The organism is Pseudalkalibacillus sp. NRS-1564 (assembly GCF_050467905.1).
In the GTDB taxonomy this organism is placed as follows: Bacteria; Bacillota; Bacilli; order Bacillales; family Guptibacillaceae; genus Guptibacillus; species Guptibacillus hwajinpoensis_B.
Genome location: NZ_JBITPM010000016.1, coordinates 1 through 13,011 on the forward strand (window position 1 = coordinate 1; position 13,011 = coordinate 13,011).

General features: G+C 40.8%; 14 protein-coding genes. 1 reads left to right on the forward strand and 13 read right to left on the reverse strand.

The window, feature by feature from the left end; translation table 11 throughout:
• Positions 1–239, forward strand: a 239-nt coding sequence (locus ACIFPW_RS08370) for a hypothetical protein (RefSeq protein WP_430243462.1), incomplete at its 5' end; no start/stop codon positions are given.
• A gap of 13 nt (positions 240–252) precedes the next feature.
• On the opposite strand, the gene lysS is transcribed toward ACIFPW_RS08370, so the two are convergent.
• The 13 genes from lysS to hpt all read right to left on the reverse strand — a co-directional run bounded on the left by lysS (position 253) and on the right by hpt (position 12,993).
• Positions 253–1,746, reverse strand: coding sequence for a lysine--tRNA ligase (gene lysS, locus ACIFPW_RS08375; protein WP_430243464.1), 1,494 nt, complete (start codon positions 1,744–1,746; stop codon positions 253–255).
• Positions 1,747–2,205: 459 nt separating this feature from the next.
• Positions 2,206–2,418: a helix-turn-helix domain-containing protein gene (locus ACIFPW_RS08380; RefSeq protein ID WP_283153205.1), complete on the reverse strand. Its 213-nt coding sequence runs from the start codon at positions 2,416–2,418 to the stop codon at positions 2,206–2,208.
• Entirely contained in the window at positions 2,370–2,894 is a 525-nt protein-coding gene (gene folK / locus ACIFPW_RS08385; RefSeq protein ID WP_194222621.1) for a 2-amino-4-hydroxy-6-hydroxymethyldihydropteridine diphosphokinase, read from the reverse strand. The genes ACIFPW_RS08380 and folK overlap by 49 nt, the downstream gene beginning before the upstream one ends.
• Positions 2,887–3,252 (reverse strand): dihydroneopterin aldolase, encoded by a 366-nt coding sequence (gene folB, locus ACIFPW_RS08390; RefSeq protein WP_194222620.1) that lies wholly within the window; start codon positions 3,250–3,252, stop codon positions 2,887–2,889. The genes folK and folB overlap by 8 nt, the downstream gene beginning before the upstream one ends.
• 20 nt (positions 3,253–3,272) lie before the next feature.
• On the reverse strand, positions 3,273–4,094 hold the full coding sequence (folP, locus tag ACIFPW_RS08395) for a dihydropteroate synthase (RefSeq protein WP_430243519.1): 822 nt from the start codon (positions 4,092–4,094) through the stop codon (positions 3,273–3,275).
• Positions 4,095–4,163: 69 nt separating this feature from the next.
• On the reverse strand, positions 4,164–5,018 hold the full coding sequence (pabC, locus tag ACIFPW_RS08400; RefSeq protein WP_430243466.1) for an aminodeoxychorismate lyase: 855 nt from the start codon (positions 5,016–5,018) through the stop codon (positions 4,164–4,166).
• Positions 5,009–5,593, reverse strand: a complete 585-nt coding sequence (pabA, locus tag ACIFPW_RS08405; protein ID WP_430243468.1) for an aminodeoxychorismate/anthranilate synthase component II — start codon at positions 5,591–5,593, stop codon at positions 5,009–5,011. The genes pabC and pabA overlap by 10 nt, the downstream gene beginning before the upstream one ends.
• Before the next feature lie 18 nt (positions 5,594–5,611).
• Positions 5,612–7,006 carry an anthranilate synthase component I family protein gene (locus ACIFPW_RS08410; RefSeq protein WP_430243521.1) on the reverse strand — a complete coding sequence of 465 codons (1,395 nt, stop codon included), beginning with the start codon at positions 7,004–7,006 and terminating at the stop codon, positions 5,612–5,614.
• A 308-nt stretch (positions 7,007–7,314) separates the two neighbouring features.
• Positions 7,315–8,241, reverse strand: coding sequence for a cysteine synthase A (gene cysK, locus ACIFPW_RS08415; RefSeq protein ID WP_430243470.1), 927 nt, complete (start codon positions 8,239–8,241; stop codon positions 7,315–7,317).
• A gap of 87 nt (positions 8,242–8,328) precedes the next feature.
• Complete coding sequence (hslO, locus tag ACIFPW_RS08420; protein ID WP_430243472.1) at positions 8,329–9,210, reverse strand: Hsp33 family molecular chaperone HslO; 882 nt, start codon at positions 9,208–9,210, stop codon at positions 8,329–8,331.
• Between the two features lie 269 nt (positions 9,211–9,479).
• A complete protein-coding gene (locus tag ACIFPW_RS08425; protein WP_430243474.1) occupies positions 9,480–10,265 on the reverse strand; it encodes a type III pantothenate kinase in 786 nt (261 codons plus the stop codon).
• Between the two features lie 183 nt (positions 10,266–10,448).
• Complete coding sequence (gene ftsH, locus ACIFPW_RS08430) at positions 10,449–12,383, reverse strand: ATP-dependent zinc metalloprotease FtsH (RefSeq protein WP_430243475.1); 1,935 nt, start codon at positions 12,381–12,383, stop codon at positions 10,449–10,451.
• 70 nt (positions 12,384–12,453) lie between these two features.
• Positions 12,454–12,993, reverse strand: a complete 540-nt coding sequence (gene hpt, locus ACIFPW_RS08435) for a hypoxanthine phosphoribosyltransferase (protein ID WP_098445932.1) — start codon at positions 12,991–12,993, stop codon at positions 12,454–12,456.
• Positions 12,994–13,011 lie beyond the last annotated feature (18 nt).

The window sequence follows — 13,011 nt, forward strand, 5'->3', positions numbered from 1 at the left end:
TCGTTCAGTTTTCAAAGATCGATTTGTTTCTTTCAATGTCGTTTTCAGCGACTTTATTAATATACCATATTAATAAAGTCAACGTCAACAACTTTATTGAAATTCTTTTCGGCGTCAACCGCGTTGTTGCGGCGACCTATATAACTATATCAGGGTTACTTTGGATACGCAACCCCTTTTTTGAATTCTTTTTAGAAAAACTAAAAAGAATGAAGTTCGATAAACGAACTTCATTCTAAAGGCTTTTACCTTCTATCGTTCCGTATTTCTCATTTGAGGGAATAGAAGAACATCTCTAATAGAAGGAGAATTTGTTAGAAGCATTACAAGCCGATCAATTCCAATACCTAAACCACCGGTTGGTGGTAAACCGTACTCAAGAGCTTCGATAAAGTCATGGTCCATCATGTGGGCCTCGTCATTACCTTGCTCTCTCTCCACAAGCTGCGCTTCAAACCGTTCTCTTTGATCAATTGGATCATTAAGCTCAGTAAATGCGTTGGCGTGTTCACGAGCTACGATAAACAACTCAAAACGATCTGTGAAACGGCCATCTTCAGGATTTTTCTTAGCTAGAGGCGAAATAGCCACCGGATGTCCATATACAAAAGTAGGTTGAATGAGCGTTTCTTCAACTTTCTGTTCAAAGAATTCATTTACGACATGTCCGAATTCCATTGTCTCTTTGATTTCGACACCATGTTCCTTAGCGATACTGCGCGCTTCTTCATCCGTCATCTCTTTCCAGAAGTCGACACCTGTTGCTTCTTTAACAGCCTCAACCATATGCACTCTTTTCCACTCTGGTTCGAGGTTAATCTCATAATCACCGTACTGAATCATTGTAGAGCCTGTTACCTCTTTAGCGATGTGAGCAACCATTTGCTCTGTTAAGGACATGACGTCTTTATAATCCGCATAAGCTTCGTATAACTCAAGCATTGTGAATTCAGGATTGTGTCGTGTAGAAACACCTTCATTTCGGAAAACTCTTCCGATTTCATATACACGCTCCATGCCACCTACAATCAATCGCTTTAGATGTAGTTCAATGGCAATACGCATATAAAGCTCCATATCAAGAGCATTGTGGTGTGTAACGAAAGGACGTGCTGATGCGCCGCCAGGAATAGAGTGCATCATTGGTGTTTCAACTTCTAGGAAACCCTGGTCATCAAGATAACGTCTCATCGATTGGATGATGCGACTTCTTGCGATGAACGTTTCTTTAGAGTCAGGACTCATTATTAAATCAAGATAACGCTGACGGTAGCGTTGTTCTACATCTTTCAAACCATGGAATTTGTCTGGCAATGGACGTAGTGATTTTGAAAGCAAATGAAGGTCACTCACTTTAACAGAGAGTTCCCCGACTTTTGTTTTGAACGCTTCACCACTTACACCAATGATATCTCCAATATCCATTGAGTCAAAAAGATCATACTGATCATCTCCAACAGTGTCTTTACGAACATAAAGCTGAATTTGACCAGTTAAATCTTGAATATGCGCGAATCCTGCTTTTCCTTTTCCGCGTTTAGTCATAATTCTTCCAGCTAAGGATACTGCCTTGCTTTGTTCAGCTAATTCTTCCTTTGAAAAAGAATCGAACTCTTCTAGCATTTTGCTAGCTGAGTGAGAACGATCAAACCGATGTCCGAATGGATCAATATTATTCTCTTTCAGAACGTCAAGCTTTTCTCTTCTTACTTTAAGAAGGTCATTCAGTTCAAGCTCCTGACTCATCTCTATCACTCCTGTCAAATCTATGTTTATCCCGCTATAACTTTATCGGAAAGCATCATGAATAGCAAGCATTCACTTATATAAAACTTATGACAAACGCGCCGGGTGTATCATGGCAAAGGTGAAGCGCTAGTTAGAAAGTCAAACTGCCTGTCTAGATTCAAGCTCTGCAATAAACCCGCATAGTAATTCAGCAAGACCATCTCTCGTAGTCGTTACATTGATTTGATAAAGAACCTTATCGTTACCGCGAAGTTCTATTGAGTATTATTCAACATGTTTACCTATTTCGTGAACGGTGACTCTTTCTCCTTTAAGCTCTAAAAGGCGATTAAGATGAAGCATTGCTACATCAATCTTCTCTTTAGCCATAGGATACCCAGAATCTTTCCGGTTTCAAGGTATTGAGCCGTGCGATAAAGCAACATCACCAATCGTTAACACGCTTCACTTCATTATTCAGTTGTGTTCTAAAGGAAAAAGTTCCTCAAGCGGAACTCTGAGCTGCTTAGCTACTAGCTGCATAAAATCATTTGTAGGTCTTCGGTTCCCTCGCTCGATCTCTCCTAGTACAGATACCGAAACACCGAGTTCCTTCGCAAGCTGTTCCTGAGTATAACCCTTCAACTTTCGAAAAGCGCGAATACGTCTTCCGTAGATCTCCGCTTCCATAGACGTACACCTTCTTTATCTTCTATATGATTAAAATAGGAATCAATTCTCTTATTGGTAGTTGGAATAATAATATCAGGACTCAATTCGTGAAGAGGTATAACCACAAATCCTCTTTGAATGAGACGAGGATGAGGAATGACCAGACCTTCTGCTACAATATTCTCATGATTATAGAGCAAAATGTCAAGGTCTATTGTTCTTGGACCCCATCGAATGTCGCGCTCTCTACCTAGAGACTGCTCAATCCCTTGAAGAATTTCGAGCAGCTGAAATGCATTCAATTCTGTTTCTAGCAAAGCCACCATGTTAAGAAAAGCACCCTGCTCTGTTACGCCTACAGGAGCGGTTTCATATAACGAGGATGTAGATGTGATCTCTACACCCGGGTACTCTTGAAGTCTTAATAAAGATGTTTTGATATAGTTTTCTCGATCCCCTACATTGGATCCAATACCAACATATACACTATTCATTACGTTCCCTCTTCATCTCGATTGCAACAGAATCATATTGACCATCGATTGGAGGATCCGGTTTAGTCACTTTCACCGTACAAGCATCGACAATCTCAAATTCTTGAAACATCTTTTTTGTTATTTCCTCAGCAACAGTTTCAACTAGTTTTCTTGGCGTTCCTTCAACAATTGATTTGATTGAATTATACGCGTCTGCATAATTCACAGTGTAATTTAAATCATCAGAGTTACTAGCCTTGGATAGATCTGTTTCGAGGGCCAAATCAACATAGAAACGCTGACCAAGCTTATTTTCTTCAGGAAAAACGCCGTGATAACCGTAAAATTTCATTCCGTTTAGATAGATCTTATCCATATCATTCACTCTCCTGTTGTTTAATTAAGCTGTGGTTTAAGCATAGCGTCCATCATACGAGCCATACGTACCATTGGTTTTACATCATGAACTCTGATAATTTGAACGCCTCTTTCAATCCCGAGACAAACTGTCGCTCCAGTACCTTCTACTCGATCATTCGGCGGCGTATTCAATGTTCTAGCAACAATCGATTTTCTTGATGTACCAAGCAAAACAGGATATCCAAGAGAAGAAAATTCATCGAGTCTCCTCATAACTTCAAGATTTTGCTCATGAGTTTTTGCAAATCCAATTCCAGGATCGAGAATGATGTTTTCAGTGCGTACACCTGCAGAACGAGCTATCTCAATACTTTCTCCAATGTCAGACTTGATATCAAGCATGATATCCGCATAATTCGTGTCGTACCGATTATGCATAAGAATAATTGGTACATTATGTTCCGCTGCCACCCTTGCCATATCAGGGTCCGCCTTAGCTCCCCATACATCGTTAATAATATCCGCTCCTGCTAATATTGCTTGGTTAGCCACTTCCGCTTTATAAGTATCAATAGAAATAGGAACGTCCACAGTATGACGCACAGCTTTGATAACTGGAATAACACGGTTCAACTCCTCATCCATCGGAACTATTGTAGCCCCTGGGCGGGTAGATTCACCGCCAATGTCGATGAGGTCCGCGCCATCCTCAACAAGTTGGAGAGCATGCGCTACTGCTTGAACTGTGGTGTTATATTCTCCACCATCAGAAAACGAATCGGGGGTAGCATTCAGAATACCCATAACCCAGGTTTTTTCATTCCAGTCAATGAATCCATTCCGCCATTTCATCACCATTGGGTGTTTTTTATGATTATCTATTACCGTCGACAAACGGCTCACTCCTTTTCGTACATATGTTCTCAGCTAGCATTCATTTCGACTCATTAACGAAGTGCGGTGTTGTTCATATTGAAGGATGAGCTCATTTGTCGCATGACCCTCAAGTCCTGGTAAAGATTTATGCTCAATCTTAGATAATGGCACGATCTCTTGAATAGAATTTGTAACAAACACTTCATCCGCTTCAAGAATTTCCTTTTTCTCGAAGTTACCTTCCCTGACTAACATCCCTTTTTTTCTTGCTACGTCCATCACATATTGTCTCGTAATGCCATTTAAAATTCCTGTAGTAAGGTCCGGGGTGTAAAGAATGCCGTTTTTAAACCAGAATAAATTTGAAACAATTCCTTCAGCAAGCTTTCCTCTTTGTGAGAGAAAAATCCCTTCCACTGAAGGATCATTTCCAACTTCTCTTTTTGCAAGAATATTATTTAAATAGTGGTGTGATTTAAGTCTTACAGGGCCTTCAGGCGTATTTCGCCTAAGCGAAAGAATCACACCACGCTTTTCTTTTCGCACTGGTTCGCCTATTTCTTTCAAATAAATAATCACCGTTGGACTAATGTAGGGTTCCGTCCTCAGACCAATCTCTCCTTCTCCAGCAGAAACATTTAAGCGAACATATGCGTCTTTAATGCCATTTACATCAATCGTTCGCCTTATCTCAAAGAGAAGCCCTTCTTTTGTAAAAGGTAGTGCGATTTGAAGTTCATTTAAGGAATCACAAAGTCGATTATAGTGATCTTCAAATAGAAAGGGATGTCCATCGTACGTTCGAAACGTCTCAAAAACTCCTACGCCATAGAGATAACCGTGATCATAAGCTGGTATAACAGCTGATTTTTCATCGATAAGTTCTCCGTTAACGTTTATAAACATGGCTCTTTTCGGTGCTCATCTATAAAGTTCTTAAGCAAAGCTTTCCCTATACCAGTCATAATCGATTCAGGGTGGAACTGAACCCCTTCAATCGCAAGCTCTTTATGTCGAATTGCCATGATTTCGCCTTCCTGTGTCCAGGCGCTGATCTCAAAGCAGTCCGGTAATGTCTCTTTTTTGACAATTAATGAATGATATCTCGTTGCAGTAAACGGGTTCTCAAGCCCCTTAAAGATTGATCGTCCATCATGATGCATCGGGGATGTTTTCCCATGCATAAGTCGATCGGCTTTAATAACATCTCCACCAAATACCTGCGCAATCGACTGGTGACCAAGACAAACACCGAATATCGGTATGCTACCGGCAAAGTGCTGAATAACAGACATACTAATTCCCGCTTCATCAGGACTACACGGTCCTGGAGAAACCATAATAAATGACGGACGAAGCTGTTCAATTTCTTGAATAGTTATCTCATCATTTCTTTTTACAACTAGCTCTTCTCCCATTTCTCCAAGGTATTGCACAAGGTTATACGTAAATGAATCGTAGTTATCAATCATTAAAATCATTTTGTTTCCTCCTCTAAGCTAATCTCTGCTAATCTCTTCACTTAACTCTTTCGCTTTCCATAATGCTCTTGCTTTCTTTAATGACTCTTTGTACTCCGCTTCGGGATTAGAGTCAATTACAATTCCAGCACCGGCTTGTACGTGAGCAATATTATCTTTAATGACCATAGTTCGAATAGCAATATTTAATTCCATATCATCATTGAATCCAATCCATCCGATAGATCCAGTGTAAACCCCTCGGCGAACAGGCTCAAGTTCTTCAATAATTTCCATTGTTCGAACCTTAGGGGCGCCCGTGATTGTCCCCCCTGGAAAAGTGGCTTTAATAGCATCAAATGCTGTCGCCTCAGGTGATGAAATACCACGAACGTTTGAAACAATGTGCTGCACATGAGAATATTTCTCGATCACTATAAACTCATCTACTTCTACCGTTCCATAGGCACAAACGCGCCCCAGATCATTTCGCTCAAGATCGACAAGCATCACATGCTCGGCGCGCTCTTTCTCATTCTCAATAAGGGTACGTGCCAATTCTTCATCCTCATCGTCATTCTTTCCCCGTGATCTCGTCCCTGCAATTGGTCTTGTACTTAATTCTTGTCCCTTTTTCTTAATAAGTAATTCTGGTGACGCACTCACAAGATCAAATGAGTGAGTATGAATAAAGGACATATACGGAGATGGATTAATTGTTCTAAGCGTCTCGTAAATAGAAATAGGGGCTGTGTGGAGACTTCTTGACTCTCTTAAAGAAAGATTGACCTGAAAAACGTCTCCAGCTGAAATATACTCCTGTACTTTTCGAACGGCAATAGAGAATGACTCTTGACTCATTGAAAAGGTCTGTGTTGTTGCTTTCGAATAAGAATCACACACAGTAGAACTTGCTTCACTATGTTGTACCCACTTCTCCTTATAAGCTTCGAGACGCCGCTTACCTTCTTCTTTATTTCCCTCTTCAACTTGCGCAATAAACCATAGTGTTTGCGTAGTGTGATCATATACGCCAACATCTTCATACACAACAAAGAAAAGTTCAGGAAGCTCCAGGTCATCTGATGCTATATCAGGAAGTTTTTCAATTTGACGCGTAATATCATAGCTCAGAAACCCCATTGCCCCACCCTGAAAGTCAGGTAAGCGTTCATCCACGATCGACACATTCCGTTCCATCCAGTGTTGCATCAACTCAAGTAAATTACCCTCTAACGTTTTCGGTTCTTTTCCTACTTCATCAATCGTAAGAAAAGTGCCGTGTCCATACAGGCTCGCAATAGGCTTAATACCAAACATGCTATATCGACCACCACGTGTACTATCCAATAAAATATGTTCATCGCGGCCTTCAATAAAAGATTTATACCCTGAAAACCACTCATCCGCACTTAATTCGAGAGTTTCAAAAATTGAAAACCGTGTTGTTTTCTCTAGTTGTTCCGGCAAATTTTTCACACCCTATCAAAAGCTAAGCGTACGCCCTGTTTATGCCTCTATTCTACATGAAGTCTTTCGTTGCTTCATCCTTTTTATATTCCCCAAACTCTTCCGAACACCCTTTTGGAAAAACTCACCTTTTCATTTTGCTTTTCGTTGTCTCTAATAAATAAATTAATAGACGGTCTAATTTAATTAGCGTTCATTTAGAATAGTAAAAAATCAACACTTCAAAAAACTAAAAAGAAAAACAGCCCGTTAAGGACTGTTTTTAGAGTTGCTTAATCTTCATCAAATTGAAAAAGAGGTGTGCTGAGGTAACGTTCCCCATTACTTGGGATCACAGCAAGCACTTTCTTTCCTTTACCCAGTTTCTTTGCTACCTCAAGCGCTGCATAAATCGCCGCGCCTGAAGAAATGCCTCCAAGAATACCTTCTTCTCGTGCAGCTTTTCTAGCCCATTCAAAAGCCTGTTCATTTTGAACCTGAACGACTTCATCATATACATCCGTATTCAAAACTGACGGTACAAAACCTGCACCAATCCCCTGAATTTTATGTGGGCCAGGCTTGCCTCCGGATAGAATAGGTGAATCTGTTGGTTCAACCGCGTATAGCTTGATTGAAGGGAAATGCTTTTTTAACACTTCGCCTGCTCCAGTAATTGTCCCACCAGTGCCAATACCTGCCACAAATCCATCAAGCTGGTCCATCTGATCAACAATTTCTTGACCAGTCGTACGACGGTGCACTTCCGGATTTGCTTCGTTATTAAATTGCTGAGGCATGAAATAACCATGTTCCTTCGCTAGTTCTTCTGATTTACGAATCGCTCCGCCCATACCTTCAGAACCAGGAGTAAGGACAAGCTTTGCTCCATACGCCTTCAGCAGGTTACGACGTTCCATGCTCATAGTATCTGGCATAACAAGAACAGCCTGGTAACCTTTTGCAGCCGCAACCATAGCAAGACCAATACCTGTATTACCACTTGTTGGTTCTACGAATGTATCACCAGGTTTCAATTCGCCTTTTTCTTCAGCTGCTTCAATCATTGCAAGTGCAATACGATCTTTAACGCTGCTTCCAGGGTTCATGAATTCAAGCTTTAAATATACCTCTGCATGATCCTCGTTAGTGATGCGATTTAGTTTCACAATAGGTGTTTGACCGATTAAGTCAGTAATAGAATTTGCTACCCTCATCATCACGCCTCCTCAAACCCGAGTGTTTTTATAGGAATTCTCTTTCTAAAAGAATATCACCGTAGGTCAAAAGTGTCAATTTGAACCTTATTAAACTTTGCTCTCAGCGTGTAATTCTTCAAGCTCTTCTTTCGAGAAGTGATAATGTGCATTACAGAAGTGACAAGTTGTTTCCGCTTCACCGTCTTCTTCAATCATACTGCTGATCTCTTCTTTGCCAAGCCCCATAATGCCATTCGAAAAGCGCTCTTTGGAACAACTACATTCAAATTGAACAGGCATATTGTCGATAATTTTAATGTTTTCTTCTCCGAGAAGTTCATTCAAGATTTCTTCAGGTGTTTTCCCTGCTTCAATCAATTTAGAGATTGGAGGAATCGCTTCAATACGTTTTTCAATAAAACGAATCGTTTCTTCACCTGCACCAGGAAGTAATTGAATCATAAAACCACCTGCTGCAAGGATCGTATTATCTGGATTAACAAGCACGCCCACTCCAACTGCAGAAGGGACTTGTTCTGAAGTCACAAGATAGTACGTAAAGTCTTCTCCTAATTCACCTGAGACAATTGGAACTTGCCCTGTGAATTTTTCACGCATACCAATATCTTTTACAACGGATAGGAAACCATCTTGTCCAACGGCACGCGCAACGTCCAATTTCCCACTATCATTAAGATCAAAGTGCACATGTGGATTGCTTACGTACCCGCGCGTTTCACCATTCGCGTTAGCGTCTACAACAATGGCTCCGATAGGACCACCGCCCTCAATTTTCACAGTGATTTTCTCTTCACCTTTTAATCCTGTTGCTATCATTGTGGAAGCAGTCATAGCACGACCAATTGCAGCAGATGCAGTAGGCCAAGTAGTGTGACGTCGCTGTGCTTCCGCAACCATTTCAGTACTAGATATCGCATAAGCCCTTACATTGCCATCGAACGCAAGTGCTTTTATTAAATAATCATTCATTTGTTTGTAGCTCCTTTCACTAATGGGCCATTGCCCAATTACACGATACAATATTTTTTCAAGAACTTCCATTATGAGAAACTAACTTGCTCTCCCTTTAGTATCTTTCGTTAAATAAATCTGTGGCTTGCGACTTACTTTTTAAATGCTTTTTTAACTAAGTCTAGATATCATTATGGGAAACGGTACATCCATCCATAAAACAAGAGATAAAAAGAGTATCTATTTTTATTTTCCCCCAAAACGCAAAATGAAAAACGCACCCCGTTTTATCGGTATGCGTTTAATTCTTCTTTGTTCTTATTATAAATTATGTGTAATCCCTTTAATGTTAGAAACGGGTCAACCACATCGATAAGATCGCATTCTTCTGCTATAAGTGAGGCAAGTCCACCAGTCGCTATTACAGTAGGTTCCTTCGGAGAATGTTTCTTCATCCTAGAAACAATCCCTTCCACTTGTCCTACGTATCCATATAGCGTGCCGCTTTGCATGGCGCTAACCGTATTCTTTCCAACGATATGATTTGGCTTCGCAATTTCAATTCGTGGAAGCTTTGCTGCATGCATGTATAGAGCTTCTGTCGAAATGTTAATGCCTGGTGCGATGGCGCCCCCAACATACTGTTTTTGCTCATCAATGTAGCAGTAAGTTGTAGCTGTTCCAAAATCCACAATAATTAGCGGTGCTCCATATAATTGAATCCCCGCCACGGCATTCACAATACGATCCGCTCCTACTTCTTTCGGGTTATCATATTTTATATTGAGGCCTGTCTTAATTCCTGGACCAATCACTAACGGTTTATGATGAAAATATTTCTGGCACATACGCTCAAGAGCGAACATAATAGGTGGCACTACAGACGAAATAATGATGCCTTCCACATCGTCAAAAGAAAGTTCTTCATGAGAGAAGAGTCCTTTAATAACCATTGCATACTCATCTTCTGTCTGTTTTCTGCTTGTTCCCATTCGCCAGTGATGCGTTAACTCTTCGCCTTCGTATACACCAAGAACAATATTTGTATTTCCTACATCAAGCACAAGTATCATATTATCACCTTATTAAAAAATTTTAACTTTCATCATGCTCTCTATAGTTATACCACACAATGGAATTAAAAACGAAGTTCTTTTTTGAAAACGATTACCATAGATATCGATTTCACAGAAAACATGGATTTATTATAAATAAAAAAGCAGGACGTCCTTAAGACATCCTACTTTCAATCTTACTTATTCTTGTTCTTCATCTGTTTCAGGCTTATCTTCCTTTTTAGAGATGTTGACTTTCACATCTTCTGAACTACCAGTTGCATGGTGACCTTCAGGAAGTTTTCCTTCTTCAACAAGAGAACGAATTTGTTCAGCATCAAGCGTTTCAATTTCCTTAAGCGTTTCAGCAACAAGATTTAACTTATCCTGATTTTCAAGGAGTATTTCACGACAACGCTCATAAGCTGATTTGATGATCTTTTGAACTTCAAGATCAATTTCATTGGCGAATGAATCACTATAGTTCTGTTCATTTTGGATATCACGTCCAAGGAAGACATTTCCTCCCGAACCTGATCCAAACTGCATCGGACCTAGCTTTTCACTCATACCATATTCTGTAACCATACTACGGGCAATGGCTGTCGCACGTTGGAAGTCATTACTTGCTCCGGTACTTGCTTCACCGAATGTAATTTCTTCGGCAACACGCCCACCGAGTAAGCCTATGATTTTATCGACCAATTCAGGCTTTGTCATTAAGTAACGGTCTTCTTTAGGAAGTGTTACAGCATAACCGCCAGCTTGTCCGCGCGGAACAATCGTAACCTTATGAACAACATCTGCATTATCAAGCTGTGTACCGATGATTGTATGACCAGCTTCGTGATAAGCAACGATATTTTTCTCTTTTACAGAGATCACGCGACTCTTCTTAGCGGGCCCAGCAATAACACGGTCTGTCGCTTCATCGATATCGTTCATATCAACCTTCTTCTTGTTATGACGAGCAGCAACAAGAGCAGCTTCATTCAACAAGTTTTCAAGATCTGCACCAGAGAACCCTGGTGTACGCATTGCGACTGTTTTCAAATCGACTTCATCACTAAGAGGTTTGTTACGTGCGTGTACTCGAAGTACCGCTTCACGACCATTCACATCAGGGCGATTTACCGGGATTTGACGGTCAAAACGTCCAGGACGAAGAAGTGCCGGGTCAAGAATATCAGGACGGTTTGTTGCCGCAACGATAATGATACCTTCGTTTGCACTAAAGCCATCCATTTCAACGAGAAGTTGGTTAAGCGTCTGCTCACGCTCATCGTGACCGCCGCCAAGACCTGCACCACGCTGACGACCAACTGCATCAATCTCATCAATAAAGATTATACAAGGTGCGTTCTTTTTCGCATTTTCGAATAGGTCACGTACACGAGATGCACCGACACCTACGAACATTTCTACGAAGTCAGAACCAGAAATTGAGAAGAACGGAACGCCTGCTTCACCAGCAACCGCTCGTGCGATCAACGTTTTACCTGTACCTGGAGGTCCTACTAATAGAACACCCTTTGGAATACGGGCCCCAACTGCAGCAAACTTACGAGGATCCTTCAAAAACTCAACGACCTCAACAAGCTCTTGCTTCTCTTCATCTGCACCAGCTACGTCTTTAAATGTAACTTTCTTTTTCTCTTCGCTGTATAACTTCGCCTTACTCTTACCAAAGTTCATGACACGGCCACCGCCGCCTTGAGCCTGGTTAAGTAGGAAGAAGAACAGAATGAAGATAATAACGAAAGGAATGATGCTTGTTAGAAATGTAACCCACCCACTTTGTTCAGGGGCTGGTTCTGTCGTTAATTCTACAATCCCTTCGTCAGCTGCAGTTAAGATATTCTCTACAGCTTTCTCTGAGTCAGGTACATTCGTTACGAATGCATTGGCATCTTCGCTGTCTTCATCGCCACCAGCTAATTGACCAGTGACAGTGTAAACCCCACGCTCAGGTTGTAACGTTAACTCTTGAATCTCACCATTATTCAATTTGGACTGAAATTCGCCGTAATCGAGGACATTCGTGTCATTATTTGTTCCGTTAAAGAAACTGACTACACCTACTACGACGAGGAATATTAACAAATAAAATATTGTATTTCGGAAGATACGATTCATTCCTTACCTCCTCCCACGAACAGGAAACCATAGATTATCTTACCATACTGGCACAACTGACTACAACAAATTAACCTTGATAAATCTCGGGTTTAAGAATCCCGATAAACGGAAGATTACGATACCTTTCAGCAAAGTCAAGACCGTATCCGACTACAAACTCATCAGGTACGATAAATCCTGCCACATCCGGCTTTAAATCAACTTTTCTTCCAGTAGGCTTATCTAGAAGCGTTACAATCTTAATCGACTTTGCTTTACGGTATTTTAGAAGGTCGATCAAATAGCTAAGCGTTAACCCACTATCTATAATATCTTCGAGAATAAGAACGTCTCGTCCTTCTACGGAAGTATCAAGATCTTTAATTATCTTTACTTCACCAGAAGAAACGGTTGAATTGCCATAACTTGATACGTCCATAAAGTCCATCTCAAGATGACAAGTCATCCGCTTTGTTAAATCACCCATGAAAGGCATTGCACCTTTAAGGACGCCAATTACAAGCGGAAAGCGATCCTCGTATTCATCTGAAAGCCGTTTCCCTAACTCGCGGCATTTCTCTTGAATCTGTTCTTCACTAATTAGTGTTTCTTGAATTTCATTTAACATCAGTGGTATTGCCCTCCC

Bases quoted from the DNA above. Each gene is read 5' to 3' on its own strand.
- lysS (WP_430243464.1), bottom strand. From the start codon at position 1,746: ATGAGTCAGGAGCTTGAACTGAATGACCTTCTTAAAGTAAGAAGAGAA.
- ACIFPW_RS08380 (WP_283153205.1), bottom strand. From the start codon at position 2,418: ATGGAAGCGGAGATCTACGGAAGACGTATTCGCGCTTTTCGAAAGTTG.
- folK (WP_194222621.1), bottom strand. From the start codon at position 2,894: ATGAATAGTGTATATGTTGGTATTGGATCCAATGTAGGGGATCGAGAA.
- folB (WP_194222620.1), bottom strand. From the start codon at position 3,252: ATGGATAAGATCTATCTAAACGGAATGAAATTTTACGGTTATCACGGC.
- folP (WP_430243519.1), bottom strand. From the start codon at position 4,094: ATGGTGATGAAATGGCGGAATGGATTCATTGACTGGAATGAAAAAACC.
- pabC (WP_430243466.1), bottom strand. From the start codon at position 5,018: ATGTTTATAAACGTTAACGGAGAACTTATCGATGAAAAATCAGCTGTT.
- pabA (WP_430243468.1), bottom strand. From the start codon at position 5,593: ATGATTTTAATGATTGATAACTACGATTCATTTACGTATAACCTTGTG.
- cysK (WP_430243470.1), bottom strand. From the start codon at position 8,241: ATGATGAGGGTAGCAAATTCTATTACTGACTTAATCGGTCAAACACCT.
- hslO (WP_430243472.1), bottom strand. From the start codon at position 9,210: ATGAATGATTATTTAATAAAAGCACTTGCGTTCGATGGCAATGTAAGG.
- ACIFPW_RS08425 (WP_430243474.1), bottom strand. From the start codon at position 10,265: ATGATACTTGTGCTTGATGTAGGAAATACAAATATTGTTCTTGGTGTA.
- ftsH (WP_430243475.1), bottom strand. From the start codon at position 12,383: ATGAATCGTATCTTCCGAAATACAATATTTTATTTGTTAATATTCCTC.
- hpt (WP_098445932.1), bottom strand. From the start codon at position 12,993: ATGTTAAATGAAATTCAAGAAACACTAATTAGTGAAGAACAGATTCAA.